Origin of the sequence: Sporolactobacillus caesalpiniae, assembly GCF_040513385.1 — a bacterium.
In the GTDB taxonomy this organism is placed as follows: Bacteria; Bacillota; Bacilli; order Bacillales; family Sporolactobacillaceae; genus Sporolactobacillus.
The window spans coordinates 214,002-240,114 of sequence record NZ_JBEVCB010000004.1; the positions used below are offsets into that span (position 1 = coordinate 214,002).

Consider the following 26,113-nt stretch of genomic DNA (forward strand, 5'->3'; position numbering starts at 1 on the left):
TTTTGCATCATTAATTAGTTAGGTTGTTTATCAAACGCTTGGAATTTTTCCTTAATTGTATCCGCAGAGTGTTTGAATTTTGCTTCCTCTTCAGCAGTTAACGGCAGAGTGATGACTTCTTCTACTCCGTCCCTACCGATGATTGCCGGCTGACCCACATAGGTGCCGTACTTTTCGTTATAGCAGGAGCAAATGTATGCCGCCTTGGCATCCGAAAGAACTGCCTGACTGAGCTTGACAGCACAAGTAGAAATCGCCCAACTTGTATAACCCTTGCCGGAATATACTTCCCAGCCGCCGCGGCGAGCTGCTTCTTCAAGATCATCCAGATTCAGGTTTCGCTCTTTCGCGAGCTCAGTGATGTCTAGCCCGTTCACGCGAACGGTTGACCATGCGCTGAATTGAGATTCTCCGTGTTCACCATAAACATAACCAGAAACATTTTTCGGATCACATTCAAATTGATCCGAAACCACTTTCTGCATCCGAGCCGTGTCAAGGAATGTGCCCGTAGCAAAAACTTGCTGCCGGCTGAGTCCGGTATTTTCCTGGAAATACTGCGTAATCGCATCACATGGGTTCATCGTATCGATAGCAACGCCGTGGAAACCGGACGCTTTAACCTTAGGCGCAATATCTTGCACAATATTTTTCGTGTATTTGAATTCAGCCCAACGGTTACCGGCTGCATCCTTTTCCGCATACGCAAGAATATTGCCGGCAGTAATGAACAAGATGTCCGTATCGGCAAGCTCGCTGTAATCATTGATTTTAATGATTGTTCGGGTTTCAATCCGTCCTTGCATGTCCTGTAAATCAAGCTGTTCTGCGCGTGCAAGTCCTTCGTTCGTGTCGATTAAAATCAGTTCATCGGCAATCCCCTTGGATACAAGCTGGAATGCAACCGCCGCACCAACGTGTCCAAGACCAATAATCGCATATTTTCTCATCTATCTATCTCCACCCTCATAATGAATTTGACTATGTACATCCAATTCTATCTTAGCACAATGAGCGTTTACTGAATCAACTGTATTTTAAATAGTTTGTGATTTTTCAGGAACACTTTTTGAAAATCATCAAACACAATAACGAAGTGATGCTAAGTTGCGCAGTGATCTCTTTGAATTTTGTTTCAATTTTTCTAATTGTTAAAGTTGATGAATCCGCACTGAAAATGCTAAATCTATACAGATGTTAAAACAGCAACTAGTGCACCAGTTAGGCACACATATGCTTAAAATCATATAGTCAAAGTCATACAAATGTACTATTATTTATATCACAAAGATACCTTTGAGCACCTGGATTGTTTGTCCCAGTTTGAACCACGGAGGCATAAATAATGTTTGATAACAGACGTAATAACAATGCAGATCTCTCAATAGACCACGCGATTGAATATCCTGATCTATTTTTCCGATCCTTATTTAATAGCAATCCGGACATAGGGTTTTATATGGATATTAATGGGGTGATTGCTTTACCAAACAAACGTTTTTCGGAATGTCTTGACTACACAAATGATGAGATCATTTTAAATAAATTTGATAAATTCATGCCGGACAAGGAAGTTATACATTATAAAGAAGCGTTTAAGAAGGTTCTGATTGGTGAAAACCAGTACATTAATACTGTCCTTATACACAAAAACGGGACTAAAATCGAATGTCAATTAACCCTCATGCCGGCACGATCACAAGAACAGATTATTGGCGCATTTGGGCTTGTCCAAGATCTAACAAATAAAAACCTATTAAAAAAATCCTTAGTCGAATCTGAACTGAAGTTCAAAAGCTTAGCCGATGAAGCATCGTTTGGCATTTTTATTTATCAAGGCAATAAGTTGATCTATGGAAACCCTAACTTTTATGCCTCTGTTGGACCCGATCTTATGAAACGTACATGTCTCCTAAATCACCTGCATCCTGATGATCAATCAGCCATACAATTGATCATAGAAAAATTAACGGTTGGCGAAGTTGGGGAAGATGTATCCTTTCGAACAATTAAAGAGGACGGCACGCATTATTATGAATGTCATGTAAAAAAAATCATGTATCAAAATCAAGCAACCATTGTGGGTTCCGTTCAAGATGTCACGAAATATAAAAAAGCACATTTACTATCAAAATTTCTTGCTGATCATGATGAATTAACCGGACTTCCAAACAGCAGATTTTTCCGTGAAAAATTAGACCAGCAGATTGTCGTCAGTAAAACTTTGAATCAAAAATTAGCCGTGATGTATGTGGATTTGGATCAATTTAAATACATTAATGATACATTGGGACATCCAACCGGCGATGAATTACTGAAACAGTTCGCTAATAAGCTAAAAAAAATTCTTGATCATCATCAGTTTGTTGCTCGAATCGGCGCAGACGAATTTCTTGTTCTCTGCCCAAATGTTTTTCATCACACGGTCACCAAACATGCTGAGAAAATCCTCAATGCGTTTAGGGCTCCCTTCATCGTTAAAAATTACCGATTGCCGATTTCGTTCAGTATCGGTATCAGTATCTTTCCGGACGATGGTGAAGATGCAACGACCTTGATAAAACATGCTGATTCTGCGCTTCATCGAACGAAAGAAAACAAACACAATAAATATCAGATTTACACACATACGATGGATATCATCGGTTACAAACGGTTTAATTTAGCATCGGATTTACAAAATTCGCTGGAATTGAATCAATTTGAATTATATTATCAACCTAAAGTAGACATCGCCACCCTGCATATTATAGGTGCTGAAGCATTGATTCGATGGAATCATCCGGAATGGGGATTAGTATCGCCAACAGAATTTATTCCTTTAGCGGAAAAGTTTGGTATGATGCGTAAAATCGATCGATGGATTGAAAAGACTGCTTGTCTCCAAAACAAGGCCTGGCAAGATGAAAAATTGCCTTTGATTCCGATCTCGATCAATCTGTCCGCAACCCGTTTTTTGGATCATGATCTGACTGCTAATCTCTTGGACGTACTTGGACAGACTCATTTGGACCCGAAATACTTAGAGGTCGAAATCGTTGAAACAGCTCTCCTTGAGAATGAGAAAACTGTTTTTACGATTCTCGATAGTCTCAGGCAGAATGGGATTGGAATCAATCTGGATGACTTCGGAACCGGCTATTCATCACTTTCCTACCTCAAGCGGTTCAAAGGCCGAATCAATACGTTAAAAATTGATAAGTCATTTATTGACGCGTTAGGTGACATCGACGATGAAAGTTCTAAGTACATTATCAAATCAATCATTGAACTCGCGCATCATTTAAAAATGAAGGTGGTAGCTGAAGGAGTGGAAACTCAAGAACAGCTGCAGCTGTTACAGGATTTTCACTGCAATGTCATACAAGGCTACCTTTTCTCCAAACCTGTTCCAGCTGATACGTTCACGGAGCTATTACGAAAGGAAGAAGTGGAAGCTCCTGTTGTACCAGTCTCGAGAAATAGTAAGGCCAACGAAAACCGAAGAAAATATATCAGAGTGGATCTTGATTATTCTCTAAGTGCCACGATAACCCTTGATCAATTTCATGGGCAACGCGTTAAATTGGGCAACACGCGCATCCTTATTGAAAATATTGGTTTAGGCGGCTTGTGCTTTCTCTCTGACTTACGTTTTAGCATTGATTCAGCTCTGATCTTAAAGATTGAAACAACCATTTCAGGAAAAAGTTTGACACTTTTGGGGTCAGTCGTTTGGACCAAAGAGCTAAAATCTGAGGTATTTCAGTATGGTTTTAAGTTTAACCTTGATGAGAATGAACGCATGATTCTTTCTCAATTGCTGAATAAGTTTGCATTGCTTCTTAACGAGAATCCGTTGCCGCCGGATTGTGATTTTGTGACAACGGATAAATACAGCGTATTCGCAAAGTGAACTGTATCCGATCCATCTGCATACTGAAAAGCGGATACGCCTTCCTCCAGCACCAGCAAGTCTGTATCCAATGTACACTTGATGAGCAGCCTCACCCGTTCTGTATTTAACGATCAGCTAATGCATCATTATATAAATAGTGAATAGTCTATTTACAAAATGGTTAAAGTGTAAATAGACTTTATTGAATTATTTTCAAATACGGATCATAATGGAGGTAAAGGGAGGCATGAATATGTCAACTGCTGTCTACGAAAAATCGAAGGAGTCCATCAGCATCGCATTTGATCGCAGTGATGCAGAATTAATTGAAAAAGAAATCGTTTCGATCATCAATTTATTTGCAACAACTATTCCTAATATTTTTCCGGATTCCGTTCGCTTTGTTGGAGTGAGAGAGCCCGTATACAAAGCCATGAGTAGCATTCAAATTAAAAAAGAACTGATTACAGCACTAGATATACTTAATAGTTGCAGAAATTTTTCAGAGGTGAAATTAGCTTTTCAGAAACTATTTCTCCAAACAACGGTTGAAGGCTATATTGACTTCGACTATCAAGATTCCGAGTTATTGTCTGTCGAAGATGCGGCTTCTGAACTGAATTGCAGCAGACAGTCTATTTATAACTACATTAAAAAAGGAATGGAATATAAAAAAAGCAATAATGTAAGAAAAGTTGCCAAATCAACGATCGACTTGTGGAAAGATCCGGGAACCGCGTTTGAATTGCAATGGATGGTTCAGGAGGATAAGAAAAGAAGACAGGGTACCCGTGAGAAATATAAAGCTGTTCAAGATGAGATCAATATTTTTGAATTGGACTATGGAGATACGTTTGAGAACCTTTATGGTGATCTTTCTAACGATGAAATTGACAGTCTTAACGAAGCCGTCGATGTGTACGATTGGCATGAACTAATCGAAGAAAAGAAAGAACTGTTGAAACATATAAAAAGGTCAAAGTAAGATGCCTGATTCTAGTAAATACAGTATTCTCTTTAAGAACTATTCCAATCTATTTCGTCAGCCTCCACTATTGCAAGATATCGATAACACCGATCCGGATTCTGTCCGAGTAAAAATCACTTTGTATTTCAATCCTTGTTTTTACGGAAATACGCAATTAAGGGTAAGAGAATGGTATGATTCCCATGATGAATTGCGCCAATACAGGTATTGTTGGGAAGTCAGTACCAGACCCGCTGGAAATATAAGTTCATGGGAAAATGAACATGATCATGGTGGACTGAAAACAAATCCGCATCACCATCATTATGTTCCTGGGAACAGACATCCCGTCCAAAACAATTACAGTATTCATGATTTGGATCATGCACTTTCTGTAATAAAGGATTTTATTGTCAGTGGAAATCCGTATGACGGTAAAGAGATCTAAGAACATTTATCTCATGATGAATGATCAAAACCGAATCCTCTTTATTCATTTTTTAAGAATTTCTCCAATCCAATAAAAAGTGGAGCAAGAGCCATTAGAATAAAAATAAATATGAGAAACAAACAGTTGACTAAATCATCGGCAAATATTAACTAATGTGGTACATTGCATACACCTTATAAAGGAAGTGCCTATACCCTTTTATCGGATATATGGACGACGCAAGTACAAGAAGAAAATAGAAAATGATAAAAATCTTCACTAATGGAGCTGAAGGAAGGTGATCAAAACACATAAAATCAAAATATACCCTAACACAACAATGAAGCGTCACATTGACAAGTTGTTCAACTACCATAGATATTGTTGGAACTTGGCTCTTGAAACATGGAACACTCTGTATGAATTACATTTATTTGACAAAGAAAATAATAAAAAGCCTAATGAGTACGCTGTGCGAAATGAATTAGTCGCACACAAAGAAGATTGGCAGTTTGGATTATCCGCCAGAGTCTTGCAACAATCCGTAGCATCATTAAGCAAGGCTTGGAAGAACTTTTTTAATCCACAAATGCCTCACCATGATCGGCCGAAATTCAAGTCAAAGAAGTTAAGCAAGAAATCATTTACTACGGATCGAGCGAAGATTAAGAACGGCAAATTAATACTTGATAAGCCTAGAGACAGGAATGTCACCTGGTATGGTATTAAGATGGCAGAATCACCACGATTCGAAGGACAAATAAAGAAGGCTACAGTTGTCAAAGAACCAGATGGGTTATACGCATGTCTCAGTATCGACACGAACGACAATGAGTTAAGTGAAGGTAAAGATGTTGCAGGCGTTGACGTAAATATAGGACACTTTAACTATAACGATGGCAAAACGATCAGTACTTTACCTGATCATTTAATTAAATTATATGAACGTATAACGCATTATCAAAGACTTCTCGCTCGAAAAAGAGTTTCGAATCCGAATCAGTTCAGAAGTACTAACTATCGTAAAGTGAGAACCAAACTTAAACGATCGTACCAAAGAATTGCTCAGATTCAAGAAGATCTTTTAAAGAAGTTTGTCCATCAATTAAGCGCGGATTTCCACACGATCTGTATTGAAGACTTGGATGTCAATCGGATGAAGATGAATAAGCGTCTAGCGAAGAACATTCACCGTTCCATGTTTCGTAAATTTAGAGATATGATTCACTACAAAAGTGAATGGAAAGGTAATCGCTTCATTGTGGCAGATCGTTATTACCCAAGCACACAAAGATGTTCGCATTGCGGTCATGTTAAAACAGGATCAGATAAAATGACATTGCAAGGCGACACCATCTATCACGAGCATCATACGTATCGTTGTTATGAATGCGGAACTGTGATGAATCGTGATGAAAACGCAGTAAACAATTTGATTCACTATGCAGTAGGGCTTACTACTGAGGGTGCACAATCCACCTAAGAGGGTTCGAGAGTTGGTCCATGTGATAAGGTGTCCCTCACCCATTCAGAATACCAATGATGACAGGACTGACTAAAATGGAAGATACACAAATAGATGATGTGTATCTGATTGAATACATTATAGAAAGCAGAAGCAATCTTTCATCCTGATGCATGCCAAGTCCAATCCCAGTGACCATCGGACCAATGATCGCGTCCATTTGCCATGCTGTATTGATTACGCTGTTATATCTTCCCTTCGCCTGCATGGGTGCAAGCTCATTCGCTAACGCAGGAACCGTTGAAAAAAGCAGCGTTTCGCCAACTGCCGTTACGGATAGCGCGCTAATCAAAGCCAGTGACGCTGCTTTCGAATGGGCAAATCCGGAAATAAAAATCATCGAGTATCCAGCGGCAAAAATGAAAACGGACGCGGCAAGGACTCTGGTCCTTCGTTTATTCTTCATTATTTTCAAAACAATAACTTGTCCCAACACGATGACGATACTGTTGGCCAGAAATGCCTGACCAACAATGTTCGTCGATGCTCGCGCCTGAACAGTGACCCATTGCGGAAACAACGTACTGGTTATTCCGGTCATTACTGTGCCAATGACAAAGTATCCAAATGAAAGCAACAGTAACGCTTGATCATGTCCAGTCATCGTACGAAGAGAAAAATATCGCATATCAAATTTGTATCGTGTGCGCAATTGTTTATGATTTTCCTCTATTTGCCCATAAGCGAATAAAGTAAAAAGGACATAAGTCGCAGCATCACAAAAAAACATCATTTGAAAAATGATTAGATGATGTGTTTGAAATAAAAGACCACTAAACGCAGAGCCCAAACCAAGCCCCATATTTTGCAAGGCAAAAGCGACCCCAAAAATACTGGCTCTCTGTGTTTTCTTAACTAAATTGGCAAGAACAACCGATAGCGCATTCCAAGCCGCCGCTGCCCCAGCGCCTGATAGTACTGCTGCAAGAAACGCCCATTCTAAGCGAGACGCGCCAGCATAAGCTATCCGCCCCAATGCGCTCATGATTAAAGCAGAAAGAAAAGCGCGTTTTTCACCAAACCGATCAATCAGGAGTCCTGAAATCGGTATGGCGACCGCACCGGCAAAACCGCTCGTCCCAATGACCAATCCTGACAGAGAAAGTGAAAATGCTCTCAGCTGATGCAGATAAAGAATGAGAAAAGGATCGGTCAGCCCGGTTCCAAACAAAGATATCGTATACCCGAATAAAATCCACCATGTCCTTTTTTTTAATGAGGAAAAGATACGATCCATTTTTACGAGACACCTGACTTTCAATGCATTCTTATTTAAACCACTCCTTTAGATTAATGATTAAGCTTGACATCCTTTGTCATATATCGATGATATACTGAAAAAAAAGGGAGGGGCAAGGTCATCGTGCGTGCGGATCGATTATTATCTATTCTTTTCACGTTACAAAGCAAAAAAGTGATATCGGCAAAATGTCTCGCGGAAAAGCTTGAAGTCTCTGAGCGAACCATTTACCGAGATATTGACGCATTAAACTTTGCCGGTGTCCCTATCTATGCGATTCGTGGTTCTCATGGGGGCTTTGCTTTGGATGAACATTTTCGTATCGATATTTCAGGTATGAGTTTGCCTGAATTAAAGAGTTTGCTAATTAATCGTTCGGCGGAGCTTCTCAAAGATTTGGGCATCTCGACACAACCTGTGACTGTGAAAAAAATAATACAGAATCTGCCTGAATCCTATAAAAGTGAAACCAATCAATTTCTACGGCGCATCTATTTGGATTCCGGAGTCTGGTTTGGCAATCATAAATCCATTGCCGCATTGCCAACCATTGAACAAGCGTTGGAGCGCAATTTGCAGATTCAAATCAACTATCAAAAGGAAAACGGAGAACTAATTTTTCGAGAAGTTGCCCCTTATGGTCTTGTCGCTAAAACGAGCGTTTGGTATTTAATTGCAGAGCATGACAATACGCTGAGAGTTTATCGTACATCTCGGATCACAGAGCTTAACGTGACCCATACGCCATTCACTTTTCCAGAGCAATTCTCTATTTCTTCATTCTGGTCAACCTGGTGCCGTGAATTTGAAAACTCACGTCCCCGTTATCCAGTGCTGCTTCGCACTCATCCAGATGGTTTCCATGAACTCTCAAAGAATGGATATACCTTAGAAATACAAGATCATGAACCAAATGAAGAATGGCTGATCATTAACATCCAGTTTGAAACCTTTGACCAAGCACTGCGAGAGGTACTCGCTCTCGGCTCAAAAGCAGAGGTGGTTCAACCTGAAAGACTGAAAATAAAAGTCATTGAATCAGCGCAAAAAATAGTTAACCTATATGGCAAACAATGAGGTAAGCCGTTATTGAAAAAGGTAATTCATTGGTGTGAGCTGAGGGAAAATCGAGATTGTCACGAAATCTGAAAAGCCGTATTTTTTAATTATTTCTTTCGTTTTTTTTTCACACTCTGCTTTTCTCTAGGATTTAGCGTTATTATTAATTTAGATTTTGTATTTTCTCTCGACCAAGATAACATTCACATCATTTCTATGCTGGGGTTGGTCAGACGTCCTACTTCAGACCACATATAAAGGTAACCTGATTTACAAAAGAGAGATGATCCTTATGAAATTACTTGCATTGATCAATAATATACTTGTTTTCGTGATCATCTCAATAATTAATACGGTTATTTCGATTAAACTCCCAATTGCTATCTTTCACCATGACAGCTGGTTATTTAAGGTGAGAGCTTGGGAAAAAGACGGATATTTCTATCAGCATTGGTTTAGCGTGAAAAGATGGAAGAATAGTTTGCCGGAACTCAGTGATTTTCTGTCCTTCCTTTTTTCAAAGAAACAAATGAAACAATACAGCACCGAGTATTTATGCAGATTCGCTTTGGAGACATGCCGTGCCGAATTGGTCCATTGGTGCATCATCATCAGTTCGCTTCTTTTTACAAAATGGAATCATACCGGCATTTCACTTTTCATTTTTGGTTTTGCTGTACTCTGCAATCTTCCATATATTATTATCCAACGGTATAATCGTCCAAGAATTTTAAGTATTCTCGCCAATAAAAAGATGACGATTAGAGGGAATAGGTTGAATTTGGATGTGCTCCATAAAGATATCTAGAGGAGAGTTTTTTCTGTGAATAGGATTCTGTTTCTTTCATCCGAGTACACGGGGAACGGTCATAAAAGTATTACTGAAGCATTGAGCAAGCAGTTACTGCTCTTATATCCTGATAGTCAATTTACTGTAATTGATGGATTCGGTCTCGGCAGCTGGGTTCTGCGCTCTTCCAGTCACAATTATGACTCGTTTGCAGTGAAGTTCCCTGCGCTTTGGGGGCTTTTCTATCAATTAAGTAATCCGTTTAAACCAGTTGTCAATCGGTTTGTTGCTCGAAGCATCAAAAAGTCTCTATTAAAGCAGATCGATTCCTTTCATCCGGATATAATCGTATCCGTTCATAATCTTTTCGTTGGTTCGGTTTTAGACATCTTGGATCAGTCACATTTGGATATCCCGTTTATCTCACTGATTGCGGATCTGGACAACGTTACAAGCCTTTGGGCAGATAAACGCGCAACGTATATTATATGCCCATCAAATGAGGCACAGCAAAAGATGCTCAGGGTAGGTATGGCGCATGAGCAATTATTTTTAACCGGATTCCCCGTACGCGACACATTCTGTGACCGCAGTCTTCCCGAACCGCACTGCCACGCGTCAAAAGAAGTTGTTTCAATCCTTCTGATTAGCGGGAGTCAGGGATCGACTCAGGTTCTGAAAATCGCAAAAACATTGCTTAACAATGATAAAATTCACCTATCAATTATTGCCGGACATAACAAAGCATTAATTCAATTGATGGAGAATGCTTTTTCTCCTTACATTGGGAAGCGCGTTACAATCTATGGATTTATTACGGAAATAAAGGCGCGTATGATGGAAGCTGATCTTCTGATCACTCGGGCAAGCCCAAATGTATTAATGGAGGCGGTCAACCTATGTAAACCGGTCATCATCACCGGCGCTCTGGGAGGCCAAGAAGCGAAGAATCCTCAGTTTGTCGTAAAACACAAGTTAGGTCTTTATTGCACGAACCTAAACCGTCTGAACGACATGGTTTCTGAATTACTGGTCAATAACGGCGAGAAGCTCCTGCAAATCGCACAAAGCCAGTATCGATTCAGAAAACCTGAATCTGCGCGCGAGATTGCTGAGCTGATCATACAAACAGCTGGGGAAACTAATGCATCTAAAGATCTGCCAACCGCTTGAAAATTCTTTTTTTAACGACTGAAGTCCAAAAAAACGTGCAGCAGGAGCATCTGAATGGCCACAAAAATGAAGTTCAAGCTACTATTGGGAATAATCATTACTCTTTTAGTCGTCTACTATTCATTCAAAACACTGGGTGGCCTGGATCTAAACACTGTATTCAATTCGAAAATTAATTGGTTCTTAGTCTTTGGTTCGGTTGTCCTTAATATCTATTCAAACTATATTCGAAGCCTTGGGTACACATTAGGCATTGACCCGAATATCAACCGTCTGAGAGCTCTGCAAATCGTTGGTATCGGGCATGCGGCAAATATGATTTTGCCTCTTCATATCGGTGACGGATTACGCTTCGCTTTTTTTCCGGACGACTACACTGCGCTGCGTCGGACGAAGTTAATTATGGCACCAGCGATCGCTGACTCGATTGCGATTATCGTCATCTCACTTCTCGCCGTACCTTTTTCTGGATTTAAAGATACCAAGATCTTAACTATCCTGTGGATTCTTTTCTTTTCATGTATTGTCCTCATCGTGTTGCTGTTGATTGTTATTTATTTTGTGCCGCGATTGCGCAGCTATTATTTAACGATTGGTATGCTGAAGATGATGCTTTGGGTTCTTCTTTCATATATCCTCCTTCTTTTTTCCATGTGGATGGGACTGATCGCGTTCGGCTTCAACTGGGTGACATCTCTTCGTATGTCGCTCGCCGTTTTTGCCACAACAAACCTCGTTGGCTTTATACCTGCCTCGCCCGGTTCTGTTGGTCTCTTTGAATACGGAGTCATTATCGGCCTTGCCGGACTAGGCATTCAGCAGAGCGCGGCGCTTCCGGCAGGGTTACTGCTTCATTTCACACAGTATGCTGCATTGCTTCCATTGGGCGTCGTTCTTTCTATTCTGGCCTTTTATGGAAAATATGGAAAAGTGATCAAAAGAAAGTTGCACCAGAAAATGTAAATGGCTGTTGGATTGATGGGTCATTTCTGTGTTATCGTTGAATCCTCCTACATAGTGGAATGCAGGTTCCGTACGTGCTTATATTCATGTTCCAACTCGGATAGCGGTAATTGAAAAAGATGCTTTCCATTTATTTTATATACTTCATGAGCAATCAGCTGTTCGATTAACCGTTCCTGTCTGTTTTCAATGGATTTTTTTTGAACGCTGCCCATGGTGCGACATCTCCTTAATAGATTTTATTGCTTAACCTTTATTGGTGTTTAAGCTTCTCAGCAAATTCCTGATACCTTCCCTGAGTCACTTTGTCCTTGCCGCAAAAAATAAAAACCTGCTTTCTCATCAATAAGAAGAGGAAACAGGTTTTTCATGGTTACTGACCTCAACTCATCTTCAAGCATTACTACTTTTGGAATTAGCACCGTGTCGTAACGACCGGTTGCTGAGGCTTCGCAGGGCCAATCCCTCCACCTCTCTAGATAAGCATGACTAGGACTATTCTTTTATTAGTATGTCACTGATTTCTGCAGATCAATGAACGTTCGAATCCTTTAATGCCCTCAGTACGGCAACGGCAGAACGACAATAGAGCTCCGCGGCAATGCGGATTCCTTCAGGATCAACATGGAACGCAGGGTGATGCCAATCTTCCGGTCCGTTCGATCCTACGAATGCAAACACGCCGGGTACCTCACGTTGGAAACAAGAAAAATCATCTCCGGCCACCGATACTTCCGGTGTCACCACCTGCACTTCGTTTTCATTTGCTGCGCGAACAATCCGCGTTATTTTTTCATCATTAAATACGGATGGCGTTCCTTGGCCCCATTCAACAGCAATCTGCACGTTGCAGGCCTTCTGGAGCCCATCGGCGATTGCGGCAAAACGATCAATGATCAAATCTCGGTCCTGATCATAAAAGGTGCGTACCGTGCCGAGCAGTTCAACCTCTCCAGGCAACACATTCCACACGTCGCCACCGTGAATACTGGTAATACTCACAACCGCTTCATGCTTGGGCGAAATGTTTCGACTGACGATCGTTTGCGCTGTCTGAACGAATGACGCGGCAGCCACAATCGGATCGCGGGTCCGTTCGGGAATTGCCGCATGTCCGCCGACTCCATGAAGCGTGATTTTAAATTTGTCGCAAGCCGCCATAAGTGGTCCGGGCTTGATACCGATCGTTCCAACCGGCAAATCGGGTTTGTTGTGAATGCCGATCACTGTGTCCAGTCCTTTGAGTTGACCGTCTTTGACCACTTTGAGTCCCCCATGGCCGGTTTCTTCGGCAGGTTGAAAGATCAGACGGACAGTGCCTGGAAGATTTTCCTGATTTTGTTTTAACAAAGCGGCGGCCCAGAGTAAAGCGGTCGTATGAAAATCGTGACCGCAAGCATGCATCACGCCTTCATTTCGTGATTTATAGGGCAAGTCGGTTTGTTCATGAATCGGCAATGCGTCGATATCCGCGCGAAGTCCTACAGCAGGTCCGTTCGGGTCACCTGAGATCTCGGCAAAAACGCCGGTTGGCAAGCTGGTCTCTCGCAACGTAATCGATTGTTCCTGCAGCCAGCCTCTGATTTTTGCCGTTGTCTCATATTCATGCAGCGACAGTTCCGGGTGTTGGTGCAGTTCTTTGAAAATGGATTGGTAAGCTGTTTCATCAGTGACAAATCTGCTCATACTTGCTGTTCATCTGCCTTGTAGCCATATTTTCCGATTGCCTGCCCTTCACTGTCGCTTTCTGTTACCAACGTTTCCACTTGATTCAATGCATTCAGAATAAACGCCTCATCAAAGGTTTTAAAGACAAAACGAAAGCCGAGCTCCGTTTGACACTCTCTGGCGAGAATTTCTTTAGCCTTCTCTGCATCCTGAAGTCTGAATTGGCTCAGCGAATAACTCAGGCCGACTCGCTTGTAAAAGGGCAGCAGCCTCCGTACTTCAGCATCCTGACCCAAAGTGACAAGCAGTACAAGTAAACCATACGCAACCTTTATTCCATGTTGATAACGGCTCGTCTCCGGAATCTTGCTCATCGCATTATGAACAGCGTGGGCGCCGGAAGCGCGTCCGTAATCGCGTGCAAAGCTGCCTACTGTTCCGGAAAGACCGACAATCACATCAGATACAATACGGAAGGCGGGACTGAGCTGATGGCGTTCCAGACTTGCCACCGCTTCCTCTGAATACTGAAGCAGCAGCTTTTTCGTTTGCAGCGCCGCGCTGAGTCCAAGTGTTACAAAGGGATCGATTTGCTGAGACGCATCCTTCGGTATTGCTTCCGCCTCATACCATTTCGCTAATGTATCTCCAATGCCGGCAACATAATAGTCTTTCGGCGAATCAATTAATAAAGATAGATCAACGAGCACCGCGTAGGCGGATTCTTGAAAATGATCGCGTCCAATATGTTCATGCTGCTGATTATAGATGATAGCAAGCGGCGTATACGCGGAACAGGTGCCAAGAACCGTTGGAATGCAGATATACTGTGCGCGCAGCCGGTGATTGACGCCTTTGGCGGTATCTAATACACGTCCGCCACCGATCCCGATAACTAAATCCGCCTGACCGATCTCACGCGTCAGACGATCCATATCCTCATGACTCGACGTTCCATCATAACGGTAAACCGGCCACTTGACTTCTTTTTTATAGACCTTTTGAAAAGCCGCAAATGATTTTTCACCCGTGACAATATGAACAGATGAAAAGGGCGAAACAAGTTCATCGAGTTTGCTGATGGCATCCTCTGTACACAAATACTGACTCGGCCCGCCCCTGACAATTTTGCCTAAATCCATAATCTTTTCCCCCAAATTCTATAGTTGCCTACTCAAATGCCTTGTTCAACGCCTGATCCAGATCACCGATCAGGTCATCCGCATCTTCCAAACCGATCGAAAGGCGGATCAATGTATTGGTGAGTCCGCTTTTTTGACGATTGGCGGAAGGAATCTCGCGATGCGTCGTGCGACCCGGATTAACGATCAACGAACGCGCATCGCCGACATTCGGCAAGTAACTGAAGATTTTCACTGAATCTAAGATTTTCTTTGTCTGAGCTTCGGTTCCGTCGATGTCAAAAGCAAAGATCGCACCAACGCCACGTGGAAAATAGCGGTTCACCAGTTCATGCTGCGGATGATCCGGCAGTCCAGAATAGTGCACCGATGTGACGTGCGGATGACCTTCCAGAAATCGGGCAATCTTCACCGCACTGGCTACTTGCTTTGCCAAGCGTTCGGACAGTGTTTCAATACCTAACAGAACAAAATAAGCTTCAAAAGGACTCAGAACAGCACCGAACAAACGAAGGTATTTGACTCGGATTCGCGCAGCAAAGGCCTTTGTTCCAAAGGCCTCGACAAAACTTCGCTCAACTCCTTCTCCTTCGTTTCCCAGGACGAATTCTTTTTCCTCAAATTGCTTGAACTTGCCGTTTCCATAATCAAATTTACCCGCATCGACAATTAATCCTGAAACCACTTCTCCATGTCCGCTGATTCCTTTTGTCGATGAGTAGACAACGATATCTGCGCCATAGCGGATCGGGTTAAAGAGATATGGTGTCGGAAACGTGTTGTCGATGACTAGAGGAATACCGTTTTCGTGGGCCAGTTTGGCTAACGCTTCAACATCGGTCACCTCTGTGTCCGGATTCGTGACACTTTCCACAAAAATGGCTTTGGTATCGTCTTTTATTGCTGCCGCCACTTGAGCGTGATCGTTAATGTCGTCGATAAAGTCAAAATGAACCCCAAATTTGGGAAACAGCGTTCGAAATTCATCAAAGCTTGATCCGTATATATTAGAGGCGGAAATTATTCTGCCGCCGCCTTCAGCCAAATTAAGCAATGTATAAGAAACAGCTGCCATACCGGATCCGACTGCGACCGCCTCTGAAGCGCCATCCAAATCTGCGATTCTTTGTTCAAGCACAGCAGTTGTCGGATTACCGACTCTCGTATAGCTGAAGCCTTTTTCTTTGAAATTGACCAATCGCTCTGCTCGCTCCGAGTCGCCGAAACCAAAAGCAACCGTTTGATAGATTGGAACTTGCGACGCATAATTATGTTGTTTGGGATCATAGCCCGCATGAATTTTTAATGTGTCAAATCTTTTTTCTGACTCCTCTGCCATCAAAATTCCCCATTTCTGATCCAAAAAATAAATTATAGATACGACTGATAAGGAACATGCAATCGCTCTGATAGTGCTGCCATTTCATTCAGCGTTTCAGGATCAATTGGAATCCCATTTTTTAGGCGGTCATCAAACGCAGCTGCCTCTTTGTCGCCATGTGTGTAGATTTTCTTCCCGAGTTCATGAGGAAGTGATCGAATCCGTTCGAGCATAGTGGATAATGCCTCTGCAATCGCATTCGGATCACCAAACAAACCAAGATCGACGGCCATAAAAAAATGACTGATCCCTTTCACTTTGCCGCTGCCGAGATCGGCGGAAAGATGCCCTTGTGAGAGGATCGCAGTTAAAATTTCAACAATCAATCCATTTCCGAAGCCTTTATAGCCGCCATTTTCTTCCCCTTGGCCTCCTACAGGGAGTATGCCTCCGACTTTTGGGGAATTCGACAAATATTTTCTCAAAATGTTCGCGTCTCTGCTGATCTCGTTACATTCATCAACCGCCCACGCTCCAGGAATTTTCTTTCCCTGTTTGGCGTACACCTCGATCTTTCCAAGTGATGCGACCGTCGTTGCCGCATCATAGAGAAAATCGTGCGGATCGGCAGGCATGGCAAAGGCAAGTGGATTGCTGCCGAGAAACGGCTGTATCGCATGAGTCGGGATTAAAAAAGGGTTGGAATTGGTCGCAGAGATCCCCAACATCCCTTTATCGCTCGCCATTTTAGCATAGTAACCAGCCATCCCGTAATGATTCGAATTGCGAACTGAGATGATACCGATACCGCTCTGTTCCGCTTTTTCAATCGCAAGTGCCATTGCCTCATAGGCGACAAGCTGCCCCATGCTCTTGTGTCCGTCAAGTACTGCACTTACCGGTGTTTCCCGAACAATTTCCGGAACTGCGCCGACTTTAATGTCACCGTCAGAAATCTTTCGGTCATACATTGCCAGTCGCTGCACGCCATGTGATTCAATACCATATAGATCGGTCACCACGATGGATCGTGCAATAATCGCACTGTTATGTTCTGAGAAGCCGTATGCCTCGTAGATACGTTTCACCCATTGTTTAATTGCTTGATAGTCATACCGTTTTCCCATGCTCGGTTCCCTCACAGATCACGATCAAGATACACAATATCGGGTCTGAAATTCCAGCCCTTATTTCTCCAAAATTGTTTTCCTTCCTCATTATCAAGCACGACGTACAAGCCGATCTTCGTGATCTTTTCCTCTTTAAAAATAGCACAAACACGGTCAATTAACTGTGTGCCGATTCCTTTTCCCTGCTGCGCAGGGTCAACTGCCGTATGGTATAGAAAGCCTTTGCGTCCATCAGTGCCTCCGAGTAGTGTTCCGATGATCCTCTCGTTATCGACAGCGACCAAACAGGTCTCCGGATTCCTGCGAATAATACGATCAATTCCCGCGTAACTATTGTCCAAAGAATTCAGATTCATTCCCGGCACCCGTGTCCATAGCTCATAAGCGCCTTCATAATCCTCAGGGACCATTTTGCGAATTTCCATGCTGTCTCCACTCCAAACTATCTTTTCGCTTTTTCTAATGCGCGCGCCAAATCGTCCAGCAGATCATCCGCATTCTCAATACCGATCGCCAAACGGAGCAGGCCTTTTGTGATGCCGATTTTCTCCTGAAGTTTTTCATCAAAGGATTCATGCGTCATCGTTGCCGGCTGGCAAATCAAACTCTCAACACCGCCAAGACTTACAGCCAGATCAAACAGCGAAAGTGCCGCAACAAACTGATCCTGATCATAATCTGACGCGAGTTGAATGGAAATGACTGAACCATGTCCCGAAGATTGACGCTCCTGAATTTCCTTTTCCTCTTGTGAATAAGAGCCCGGATAGTATAAGTGATCAATGCCAGGATGACTGCGGAAGAACGTGATGATCTTGTTTGTATTCTCTTCCTGACGATCAAGTCGAACACTCAATGTTTTGATACCACGAATCAATGCGTATGAATCTGTAGGGCTTAAGATTCCTCCCAATGTATTTTGCAGGAACTTAAGCTTTTGCGCAATTTCTTCACGATTGGTTGCCACGAGACCGGCAATCACATCTGCATGACCGCTCAAGTATTTTGTAGCGGAATAAAGGACGATATCCGCACCTAGCGCGAGCGGATTCTGATAATAAGCCGTTAAAAATGTATTGTCGACGATCAGCAATTTGCCTCGCTCATGCGCGATCGCCGCAAGCTGCCGTATATCGGCAACACGCAGCAGCGGATTAGACGGCGTCTCCAAATAGAGTGCGGCCACATCGTCATCCAGATCCTCTGCTTTCAAGTCATTAAAATCGTGCACCAATTCATAAGCAATGCCTCTGTCCTTAAAAAGATTGCTGGCATAGCGATAGGTTCCACCATACACATTGTTGTTCAGCAAAATTTTGTCACCGGACTGAAACAGGCTGAAAACAGCTGACACTGCCGCCATCCCTGATGCAAACGCATAGGAATAGTTCGCCTGTTCGATTTTTGAAAACAAGTTTTCCAAATTAGTTCGCGTTGGATTCCCGCCCCTGGCATAGGCAAAGGACTGAAACCCATGCAGATCATCCTGAACATAAGTTGTTGCCAGAAAAATCGGCGGAACAACCGCATGATTCGGATTGTCTTTCGCATCAATCCCTTTTACAATCAATGAATCTATTTTCACACTGTTAATCCTCCTTGTTGCTGCGCGTCCTGCTGCCTGAAAACTGAAGATATTCCGATGTTCTCTTGGTGATCGTCGCAGGTGCAACCGCGTTGCGAAATGCTTCTGACTCCCAGGGCAGATAGACCGGATCCCAAAAAAGCGACTGAATGAGTTGATAAAACTGTTTTCCAATGGTGTTCATTGATGATCACCTCTTTGTTATCAGTAACGCCCGCCAACTTCTCCTAACACTGAAACAAGCAATAAAAAAATGCTTTCTTATTTGGGAATAAGAAAACATTGGGCGTGTATGTTCTCTTATCTCTCAGTTTAAAACTGATGGAATTAACACCATACACATATGTGCTGGTTGTCGGGCTTCATTGGGCCAGTCCCTCCGCCGCTCTTGATAAGAATGATTGCTATTTAATTTTCAAAGAAAACGCGTAGGGCACTTTCCTGAGCATGCTCCGGTTTTAAATCTATTAATCCATAGATAACCAATAGGTTACATGTGTTATAACGTAATATAATTCAATAAGCACCATGTGTCAATGCTTTTTTCAGAATCTTTCACCCAATCTTCATACAACAAATAGATCCGGATTCTGCGATGTTTATTGTTCTGTGATCCGTTTCTCAACAAGTGTTACTATCCTAAAAAATTGCATCACGAAGAGCATAAAAATCTGATCTTTTAAAAAAAGTTCTGATAAAAAAACAAGCCTAACGACGATGCGAAAGGTTTGCTGCGTTGGTTCTTTCTCATCTTCAAACACCATTCAGTGTTTCTGGAATGGACACCATGCATGCAATCATGTTGGTTGTCGGGGTTCATTGGGCCAGTCCCTCCCCCACTCTGGATAAGAATTCATAGTCAATTCTCAACAAACACAGCACCCCACCAAACTAGTCATCATTTTACCGAGTTTTACTTTGCGGCTTGCTGTTTTCCAATTTTGCCACACGCCTTCGGTCCAGTTTCGCCTCTAATGCTTGCATCACCGATTCTGTACTTAGCATTTCAGATATATTTTGCTGTACCAACTTATTAAAAGACAAGAAACGCCTACGCACCATGATCTTCCTCCTCTCATTGTTATTCCTAGTATTATTATATGTTTTTGGTGTTTTTCACATTGTAATACAAATAGGAATCCGTATCAATAGTGATTTCTCAATATATGCCAATGCCTGCGAGAGCTATCCCCCTTTGCTCCAGATCAACAGAGACGCCCCGCAGGCATCCGAACACTTACTTTCACAGGATGCAGTGGCTTTCGCGTTTACGCCGCTTATCCCCGTTCAGCAAATCCAAGATCGTGAACTACATCGGGATTAAATCCCGAGCTTCTAGGAATATCTCATACTTGCTTGGAAAATCCAAATAGCGGTTAAGACTCTTTTACAAGTTAAGAAAGTCTAGCGTTTTGCCTTGTCGGTACGACGATAAGGTATAAGATTCGGTTGGGCTGGGCGATCAGGTAAGCGCCCAATCCGAGAAATAAACGGAAAAATTCCGCTTAATTAGAAAATGAATGAAAAAATTGCTTAAATAGACGGAGAAATTCCGCTTATCGAATCGAAAAACGTGAAAATGGAGGGTTTTTCTGTGCATAAGCGGAAAAATTACCCTTATGTATCTGTGAAACAAGCGCCAGGATGCATATAACCGGAAAATCTCCGCTTATTTTATTCTGGCCGCGTTACTTAATTAAGGACCCCAATGATTCATAAAAATGGAGACCAAAGACGCTGATTCATCTCGGCAATGAATGGCCGAGTTTTCTCAGGCTGGTCTCCTTAATAAACTCTCTTAATCTTGGTACGAAAAAAAGATGTCTCATAGTCGCAGACCTTTGAGACACCTTCATTTTTTTGTTTACATTTTAAAAGGATCAATTCGTAAACTTATTTATTCGCTCACTGATGACTCTGTGCTTCTTTTAAACTTCGGCGGAGAATCAAAGAGTGAAATCATCGCCGGGACAAAGATCGGAAGCATAATGAAGCAGAGTACGATCAGACCGGTAATTACAGCCGTTGCCAGTTCAATCAGCAGCACAATTCCCGACGGCATCAGTGTCGCGAAGGTTCCTCCAAGAATCACGAAGGCTGACAAAATTATGGTACCCACTCGTTTTGCGGCTTCGACAATCGCTTCCTTGCCCGACATCAGTGGATATTCCTTATAACGTGCCAGCAGGAAGATGCTGTAGTCTACGCCCAGAGCAACGATTACGATAAAGGCGAAGAATGGAACGAATGAAGAAATACCTTCCAGACCAATCAGATTGATGAACAGAGCGTTCAAAACAAACATGGCCGCATAGTATGCTCCCATGAGCGACACCGTGATAAACACTGGGATCCAGAAGGAACGCATCACAACGATCAGTACGAGCAGAACACCAATGAGTACAATAACCGTTAAGCGATTCAAATCCTTTGTCAGAACATTGTTTGTGTCATAGGTTGTCGAACTTGGCCCGGAAACAGCTACCTTTGCATCAGCCAAAGTCGTTCCCTTCACTCCGTTATGCACCGTTGTATTCATGTGCTTGATTGTATTTAAAGCTTGCTTTGAATATGGGTCATTGTTAAGAATCACTGTTATTTTGGTAATGGTCCGGTCTTTAGACATGAACGCATCCAAAGCCTGCTGATACTGTTTATCGTTTAGTGCTTCATCCGGTATTGAGAAGCTTCGATTTGTATTAAGCTGCGTGAGAAAATCGTTGGTCTTTCCCAGGCCACCGGATAGTTGATCCAATCCTTTCGTAACATCCGCCAACTTGTCGCCGAATGTATGGAACCCGTTAAGACCATCTGCCAGCTTCTGTTGACCGGATTTCATTTGTCCCAGTCCGTCCGTTACCTGATCCATATTAGTGACAATCGTTCCGATGCCTGAGGAGGCACTGTCAAGACCACTTTTCGTTTTTTCAAGTCCTTCAGCCATTTTGGACAGGCCATCACTCATCTCAGACAGATGGCTGTTCGCCGTTTTGAATCCGGTCGTCAGTGTAGTGTAGTTCTTATTCAATGCGTCGATGCCTTCCGGTGTGATCTTGGCCAACGATGCAGACAACTGATCGAAGCTCGCTTTTAGTCGAAGATAATTTTGATCACCGGCAACGCCCGGACTGCTGTCACCGAGCGCCGATGTCAGCATTTGCATCTGCGCGAGTGCATTCTTGACGCCGAGCAGCGCCTTTGCAGTGCCTTGATAACTAGTGCCCATTTTCGCATAGCCGGACTGCATCTGACCATAGTTATCGGCAAGTGTAGTCACAGCGCCGCTCATTTTTTCAAGATTCGTTTCAATTTGTCCGATCCCGTCACTGATCGTCTGTGATTGACCGGTACCTCCGATCCCATTTTGGATTTGCTTAAGTCCGCTGGTCAAGGCAGTCATGCCGTTCTCGAGCTTGGCAGTTCCGTCGACCATCTTATTGACTTGAGAGAAATCAGCAGAGCCAAGTTTTTTCTGAGCCGTTTTCAGACCACCACCGATTTGATCGACGCCCTTCCGTGTCGCGGACAATCCGTCTGTGACCGACTTTGTCTGATCACCAATGTAAAAACCATTCACTTCTTGCCCCTGTGGCCTTGTTATGGAAGAAACTTGTTTTACGCCTTTAATTTTTTTCAGCTGTCCGGTTAGTCGATCGATCGCCGCCAAAGATTCGTTATTATCTAAAGCTTTTTTATTCTCAATGACAACAGTGGCCGGCATTGCATTGCCTTTGCCAAAATGATCTGCCACAATATTCATGGCTTTAGAGGAAGGATAGCTGTTGCCAAGTTCGCCGATCGTATCAAAGTTTAATTTCTCCTGATAGAAAAACACGGCCGGAACAATAAGTACAGCCACCACGATTACGGAAACAATCGGATGCCTAGTGGCGAGCGTTGCTGTTCTCGCCCACATCCTGTTCTCTCCATGTCCTTTAGTACTTTTGGATGGCCAGAACAGCTTTTGACCGAGTAGCTTCATCGCAAACGGCGTTAACGTGAGCATCTCGAGCAACAGGAACGCAACGCCAATGACCACGACAATTCCAGACTGATAGATTGGCGATTGAGAGAATATAAGTGCAGCAAAAGCGATAAAGACAGTCAGGATACTGTAGACAATCGTTTTCCCGGCCGTTTGGTAGGTCGAGACAATGGCATCGTCAATGGACAATCCTTTTGACAGTTCTTCCTTAAAGCGGTTAAACAGCAATATATTATAATCGGTCCCAATGCCGAACAGGATCAGAATAAGCAGCATCTGCGTCAGACTTGTAAGCGGAAAGCCTGCTTTGTCAATCAGCTGCGCGGCAATCCCCATCGAGCAAAGGTAGGAGAACATAACCGCAAGTAACGAAATGATCGGCGTCACAATGGATCGGAACATGATAACAAGAACAATTAAGATGAACAGAACGGTCAGTGCCGCACTTTTCTCAACCCCGCCTTGAGACGCCTTTAAGTAGTCATTATTAATGAAATCCTCGCCGGTCAGGTAATGGGTGACCGTTACCTTGTCCAGCCGCTGATCGATGGCTTTCTTAATATCATCGATTTCTCGAGACTTTTTGTCTAACTTGAAGCTTACCATTACCGTTGTTTTGTCCTTCGAAATCAGCGAACTTTTCGCTTCAGGTATACTAAAAGGATCCATGATCTCGGCAACTCCGAGTTTGTCCGCGTCATCATGAAATCGTTCTACCCCCTGCTTGATCTGATTCAGCTCGTTATTGGAAATTTTATTTTTGTCATAAAAAACGACAAGATTATTGGTTCCCTTCGATTTTTCCATTTTACTTAATATGGCATCGGCTTGTACCGATGGGCTGTCTTCGTTTAATGCCTTCTGTCCTCGATCTCTAAGAATGGCATTGATATCCGGTTGCATAGCAACAAGCACGATCGTCGCGACAAGCCATACGGATAAAATGATCCAACGCGCTTTAATGATTCCTCTCACTTCTGATCCTCCCCGTAAAAATTAAATGAATTTCATCTGCTCGCGAGCATTACGCCTAAACAGAATCATCTTTTCTCTATAATTGTGTATGCAGACAGTTTGTTCATTTTATGGAAAGACAATGACCGTCAAATCCCCTATGGGTCATCGTTTAAATACGTTCCTGACTTCTAAACAACGCATGGATTCTCCCTCCTGGCATTTATTGAACACAGTGTTGATTTAACATCATGTTGATAGTATAGTAAACGTAAAAGTTAAGTTCAATATGTAATTTTTCATTTTCTGTTATTGAATAAACAAGTACGCCCCGCATTGTTTAATAAATGAAGAAAAAGGTGAATCTGATGGCAGGTACAAAAAACAACAGACGAACTCACTATACGATCCAAGTGATTAAAGACGCTTTTTTACGCCTTCTAAGCACGACTGAGCTCTCCAAAATAACGGTTACTCAAATTTGCAGAGAAGCGGATGTCAATCGAGGAACGTTTTATTTGCACTTTGACGACCCGATTGATTTATTCCATAAAATTGAAACAGAACTCGTCGATCAAATCAGGCCGATCTTAGCGATGCGTCCGCAAGAACAGCTTCATGACTGGTTAAAGAGGCTGATTATTATATTAAATGATAACGAAGCTGTAAGCCGAATGATTCTGGCAAATTACCGTGACGGAATCATGGTTAATGAGCTGTTTTCTGAAGTACAAGAACAAGCAATTGAGGAATTTAAAGAAGATTTTAATGAACAGGACCCTCACATTCTAAAATATTATTTTTCCTATTTTGTCGATGGTTCGATTAGCGCTATTTTAAGTTGGTTCGAAGATGAGGAAGATCACTCGATTGAGGGCATTACCAAAGTTCTAGCGAACGTCTTATCACGATCAAAAGAATAATTTGAATAAACTATTTTCATAGTAGATATCGATTAATATTAGAAAACTTGGCTTCGCCAAACCTCTCTGACGAAGGCGAAGACTTAGTTGCACTTATACTATGATCCTTAAAATTAAATACTTTCTTATAGTAGAACAAAGATGAATTCATATCATCATGAACATAATGAATTCAGATGAAAAGTGGTGAAAATCATATGGACATGAACATTCAAAAATATATGGCCTTTGTCAAAACGGTTGAACTCGGCAGCTTTACCAAGGCAGCAGAACTATTGAACTATTCCCAATCCGGTATCAGCCGCATGATCAATGATTTGGAAAAAGAATGGAGCGTATCACTTCTCGAGCGTGGACGCGCCGGTGTACGCCTGACTTCCGACGGATTAAAGCTATTGCCGTTTGCTCAAAATGTATGTAACGACTATCAGAAGTTGCAGACGCAGGTGGATGAACTGAACGGCTTGCAGTCAGGGCTCATTCGGATTGGCACAATCTCAAGCATAGCGACCCATTGGCTTCCGAATATCATTAAAGCGTTTCAAAAGGACTACCCCAATATTGATTACGAGCTTTTGCTAGGCAACTATACGGAAATTGAAAGCTGGATTTCAGAAGGGCGCGTGGATTGCGGTTTCCTCCGTCTTCCTACACATCCTGAGTTTGAAACACTGTTTTTGGCGCAGGATAAGCTGCTTGTTGTTTTACCAGAAGATCATCCGATGGCTGACTGTGACTGCTTTCCTGTGAAAGCACTATGTGATTACCCATTCATGCTTCTCGAAAAAGGCGCTAAAGCCGAAATATCAGAAATATTCGAAGCGTTTAGCCTTAAACCAAACGTACATTTTACGACATGGGATGATTATGCCATCATGTCAATGGTCGAAAGCGGGTTGGGGATCAGCATTTTGCCGGAGCTCATTTTGCAGCGTATTCCCTACCGAATTATTATAAAAGAACTGGATATACCGGCATACCGTAAGCTTGGTCTTGCAATGAGAGATAAAAAATCTGCACCGCTTGCGGTTAAGCGTTTTTTAGACTATCTGCAATTTAGGCACAACACTGGGAATGAACAGTAATGAAATTCTAGTTTACCTGTTCCTTGATGTTTTGTATCCATGCACTTTTACAGGACGCACTTTCACAGGATGTGATGACTTTCGCGTTGCATACAGGACGTATGCGTGCTTAGCGAAAGATCCTTACATGCGAAAGCTCCTTTGCTCCAAATGCGGTTTTGAATCATCAACCTTGTCTTGAACAGACATTTCTGTTTCACACTGATAGGAAAGTATAAGAAAACATTTAAAGGAAACGAGTGTATGCGGTCCGAAAAAACGCCGCGTCCTGCGGCTCACCGGACACTAGGCCGTCC

The 26,113-nt window shown here is 42.6% G+C and carries 22 protein-coding genes and 3 riboswitches; of the genes, 10 read left to right on the forward strand and 12 right to left on the reverse strand.

The genetic code is table 11. The annotated features are described in order from the left end of the window. Positions 1-14: 14 nt before the first annotated feature. The gene (locus ABWW58_RS09440) at positions 15-950 is read right to left on the reverse strand and encodes an L-lactate dehydrogenase (protein WP_353868895.1); all 936 of its coding nucleotides are present in this window, start codon (positions 948-950) and stop codon (positions 15-17) included. Between the two features lie 395 nt (positions 951-1,345). Between ABWW58_RS09440 and ABWW58_RS09445 the strand changes: the two genes are divergently transcribed. The 4 genes from ABWW58_RS09445 to ABWW58_RS09460 all read left to right on the forward strand — a co-directional run bounded on the left by ABWW58_RS09445 (position 1,346) and on the right by ABWW58_RS09460 (position 6,757). After that, complete coding sequence (locus tag ABWW58_RS09445; protein ID WP_353868896.1) at positions 1,346-3,895, forward strand: EAL domain-containing protein; 2,550 nt, start codon at positions 1,346-1,348, stop codon at positions 3,893-3,895. 229 nt (positions 3,896-4,124) lie between these two features. Then, positions 4,125-4,862 carry a helix-turn-helix domain-containing protein gene (locus tag ABWW58_RS09450; RefSeq protein WP_353868897.1) on the forward strand — a complete coding sequence of 246 codons (738 nt, stop codon included), beginning with the start codon at positions 4,125-4,127 and terminating at the stop codon, positions 4,860-4,862. A 1-nt stretch (position 4,863) separates the two neighbouring features. Next, entirely contained in the window at positions 4,864-5,292 is a 429-nt protein-coding gene (locus ABWW58_RS09455) for a toxin-antitoxin system TumE family protein (RefSeq protein ID WP_353868898.1), read from the forward strand. A 280-nt stretch (positions 5,293-5,572) separates the two neighbouring features. Next, the gene (locus ABWW58_RS09460; protein WP_353868899.1) at positions 5,573-6,757 is read left to right on the forward strand and encodes an RNA-guided endonuclease InsQ/TnpB family protein; all 1,185 of its coding nucleotides are present in this window, start codon (positions 5,573-5,575) and stop codon (positions 6,755-6,757) included. Positions 6,758-6,794: 37 nt separating this feature from the next. Here ABWW58_RS09460 and ABWW58_RS09465 read toward each other — a convergent pair whose 3' ends face one another. Continuing rightward, positions 6,795-8,036, reverse strand: coding sequence for an MFS transporter (locus tag ABWW58_RS09465; RefSeq protein ID WP_353868900.1), 1,242 nt, complete (start codon positions 8,034-8,036; stop codon positions 6,795-6,797). Between the two features lie 126 nt (positions 8,037-8,162). Between ABWW58_RS09465 and ABWW58_RS09470 the strand changes: the two genes are divergently transcribed. The 4 genes from ABWW58_RS09470 (at position 8,163) to ABWW58_RS09485 (ending at position 12,024) form a co-directional block, all read left to right on the forward strand. After that, the gene (locus ABWW58_RS09470; protein WP_353868901.1) at positions 8,163-9,116 is read left to right on the forward strand and encodes a helix-turn-helix transcriptional regulator; all 954 of its coding nucleotides are present in this window, start codon (positions 8,163-8,165) and stop codon (positions 9,114-9,116) included. Between the two features lie 274 nt (positions 9,117-9,390). Continuing rightward, on the forward strand, positions 9,391-9,906 hold the full coding sequence (locus tag ABWW58_RS09475; RefSeq protein ID WP_353868902.1) for a glycosyl-4,4'-diaponeurosporenoate acyltransferase CrtO family protein: 516 nt from the start codon (positions 9,391-9,393) through the stop codon (positions 9,904-9,906). Positions 9,907-9,921: 15 nt separating this feature from the next. Next, positions 9,922-11,061, forward strand: a complete 1,140-nt coding sequence (locus ABWW58_RS09480; protein WP_353868903.1) for an MGDG synthase family glycosyltransferase — start codon at positions 9,922-9,924, stop codon at positions 11,059-11,061. Positions 11,062-11,115: 54 nt separating this feature from the next. Beyond that, positions 11,116-12,024, forward strand: a complete 909-nt coding sequence (locus tag ABWW58_RS09485) for a lysylphosphatidylglycerol synthase domain-containing protein (protein ID WP_353868904.1) — start codon at positions 11,116-11,118, stop codon at positions 12,022-12,024. Positions 12,025-12,071: 47 nt separating this feature from the next. Here the strand turns inward: ABWW58_RS09485 and ABWW58_RS09490 are convergent, their stop codons facing one another. The 10 genes from ABWW58_RS09490 to ABWW58_RS09535 form a co-directional block, all read right to left on the reverse strand. Further along, entirely contained in the window at positions 12,072-12,239 is a 168-nt protein-coding gene (locus tag ABWW58_RS09490; RefSeq protein WP_353868905.1) for a Fur-regulated basic protein FbpA, read from the reverse strand. Positions 12,240-12,408: 169 nt separating this feature from the next. Further along, a riboswitch (SAM riboswitch) is annotated at positions 12,409-12,510 on the reverse strand. 45 nt (positions 12,511-12,555) lie between these two features. Next, on the reverse strand, positions 12,556-13,710 hold the full coding sequence (locus ABWW58_RS09495; protein WP_353868906.1) for an amidohydrolase: 1,155 nt from the start codon (positions 13,708-13,710) through the stop codon (positions 12,556-12,558). After that, complete coding sequence (locus ABWW58_RS09500) at positions 13,707-14,834, reverse strand: iron-containing alcohol dehydrogenase family protein (RefSeq protein ID WP_353868907.1); 1,128 nt, start codon at positions 14,832-14,834, stop codon at positions 13,707-13,709. The genes ABWW58_RS09495 and ABWW58_RS09500 overlap by 4 nt, the downstream gene beginning before the upstream one ends. A gap of 28 nt (positions 14,835-14,862) precedes the next feature. After that, complete coding sequence (locus ABWW58_RS09505) at positions 14,863-16,173, reverse strand: O-acetylhomoserine aminocarboxypropyltransferase/cysteine synthase family protein (RefSeq protein WP_353868908.1); 1,311 nt, start codon at positions 16,171-16,173, stop codon at positions 14,863-14,865. A gap of 32 nt (positions 16,174-16,205) precedes the next feature. Next, on the reverse strand, positions 16,206-17,282 hold the full coding sequence (locus ABWW58_RS09510; RefSeq protein ID WP_353868909.1) for an Ldh family oxidoreductase: 1,077 nt from the start codon (positions 17,280-17,282) through the stop codon (positions 16,206-16,208). A gap of 11 nt (positions 17,283-17,293) precedes the next feature. Beyond that, positions 17,294-17,710 (reverse strand): GNAT family N-acetyltransferase, encoded by a 417-nt coding sequence (locus ABWW58_RS09515; RefSeq protein ID WP_353868910.1) that lies wholly within the window; start codon positions 17,708-17,710, stop codon positions 17,294-17,296. A gap of 17 nt (positions 17,711-17,727) precedes the next feature. After that, on the reverse strand, positions 17,728-18,870 hold the full coding sequence (locus tag ABWW58_RS09520; RefSeq protein ID WP_353868911.1) for a trans-sulfuration enzyme family protein: 1,143 nt from the start codon (positions 18,868-18,870) through the stop codon (positions 17,728-17,730). Positions 18,871-18,874: 4 nt separating this feature from the next. Continuing rightward, positions 18,875-19,054: a hypothetical protein gene (locus ABWW58_RS09525; protein ID WP_353868912.1), complete on the reverse strand. Its 180-nt coding sequence runs from the start codon at positions 19,052-19,054 to the stop codon at positions 18,875-18,877. A gap of 113 nt (positions 19,055-19,167) precedes the next feature. Beyond that, a riboswitch (SAM riboswitch) is annotated at positions 19,168-19,268 on the reverse strand. Positions 19,269-19,614: 346 nt separating this feature from the next. Next, positions 19,615-19,722, reverse strand: a riboswitch (SAM riboswitch). A gap of 51 nt (positions 19,723-19,773) precedes the next feature. Then, positions 19,774-19,932 carry an FbpB family small basic protein gene (locus ABWW58_RS09530; protein ID WP_143128429.1) on the reverse strand — a complete coding sequence of 53 codons (159 nt, stop codon included), beginning with the start codon at positions 19,930-19,932 and terminating at the stop codon, positions 19,774-19,776. 835 nt (positions 19,933-20,767) lie between these two features. Then, on the reverse strand, positions 20,768-23,830 hold the full coding sequence (locus ABWW58_RS09535) for an MMPL family transporter (protein ID WP_353868913.1): 3,063 nt from the start codon (positions 23,828-23,830) through the stop codon (positions 20,768-20,770). 347 nt (positions 23,831-24,177) lie between these two features. Between ABWW58_RS09535 and ABWW58_RS09540 the strand changes: the two genes are divergently transcribed. Together ABWW58_RS09540 and ABWW58_RS09545 are read left to right on the forward strand one after the other, a co-directional pair. Then, the gene (locus ABWW58_RS09540; protein ID WP_353868914.1) at positions 24,178-24,732 is read left to right on the forward strand and encodes a TetR/AcrR family transcriptional regulator; all 555 of its coding nucleotides are present in this window, start codon (positions 24,178-24,180) and stop codon (positions 24,730-24,732) included. Between the two features lie 203 nt (positions 24,733-24,935). Beyond that, positions 24,936-25,817, forward strand: coding sequence for a LysR family transcriptional regulator (locus ABWW58_RS09545; RefSeq protein WP_353869081.1), 882 nt, complete (start codon positions 24,936-24,938; stop codon positions 25,815-25,817). The last annotated feature ends 296 nt before the right edge of the window (positions 25,818-26,113 follow it).

Excerpts from the sequence above, each read along its gene's own strand:
- ABWW58_RS09500 (WP_353868907.1), bottom strand. The coding sequence starts at position 14,834 with ATGGATTTAGGCAAAATTGTCAGGGGCGGGCCGAGTCAGTATTTGTGT.
- ABWW58_RS09445 (WP_353868896.1), top strand. The coding sequence starts at position 1,346 with ATGTTTGATAACAGACGTAATAACAATGCAGATCTCTCAATAGACCAC.
- ABWW58_RS09510 (WP_353868909.1), bottom strand. The coding sequence starts at position 17,282 with ATGGGAAAACGGTATGACTATCAAGCAATTAAACAATGGGTGAAACGT.
- ABWW58_RS09505 (WP_353868908.1), bottom strand. The coding sequence starts at position 16,173 with ATGGCAGAGGAGTCAGAAAAAAGATTTGACACATTAAAAATTCATGCG.
- ABWW58_RS09525 (WP_353868912.1), bottom strand. The coding sequence starts at position 19,054 with ATGAACACCATTGGAAAACAGTTTTATCAACTCATTCAGTCGCTTTTT.
- ABWW58_RS09455 (WP_353868898.1), top strand. The coding sequence starts at position 4,864 with ATGCCTGATTCTAGTAAATACAGTATTCTCTTTAAGAACTATTCCAAT.
- ABWW58_RS09490 (WP_353868905.1), bottom strand. The coding sequence starts at position 12,239 with ATGGGCAGCGTTCAAAAAAAATCCATTGAAAACAGACAGGAACGGTTA.
- ABWW58_RS09465 (WP_353868900.1), bottom strand. The coding sequence starts at position 8,036 with ATGGATCGTATCTTTTCCTCATTAAAAAAAAGGACATGGTGGATTTTA.
- ABWW58_RS09545 (WP_353869081.1), top strand. The coding sequence starts at position 24,936 with ATGAACATTCAAAAATATATGGCCTTTGTCAAAACGGTTGAACTCGGC.
- ABWW58_RS09495 (WP_353868906.1), bottom strand. The coding sequence starts at position 13,710 with ATGAGCAGATTTGTCACTGATGAAACAGCTTACCAATCCATTTTCAAA.
- ABWW58_RS09475 (WP_353868902.1), top strand. The coding sequence starts at position 9,391 with ATGAAATTACTTGCATTGATCAATAATATACTTGTTTTCGTGATCATC.
- ABWW58_RS09540 (WP_353868914.1), top strand. The coding sequence starts at position 24,178 with ATGGCAGGTACAAAAAACAACAGACGAACTCACTATACGATCCAAGTG.
- ABWW58_RS09450 (WP_353868897.1), top strand. The coding sequence starts at position 4,125 with ATGAATATGTCAACTGCTGTCTACGAAAAATCGAAGGAGTCCATCAGC.
- ABWW58_RS09530 (WP_143128429.1), bottom strand. The coding sequence starts at position 19,932 with ATGGTGCGTAGGCGTTTCTTGTCTTTTAATAAGTTGGTACAGCAAAAT.
- ABWW58_RS09440 (WP_353868895.1), bottom strand. The coding sequence starts at position 950 with ATGAGAAAATATGCGATTATTGGTCTTGGACACGTTGGTGCGGCGGTT.
- ABWW58_RS09485 (WP_353868904.1), top strand. The coding sequence starts at position 11,116 with ATGGCCACAAAAATGAAGTTCAAGCTACTATTGGGAATAATCATTACT.
- ABWW58_RS09515 (WP_353868910.1), bottom strand. The coding sequence starts at position 17,710 with ATGGAAATTCGCAAAATGGTCCCTGAGGATTATGAAGGCGCTTATGAG.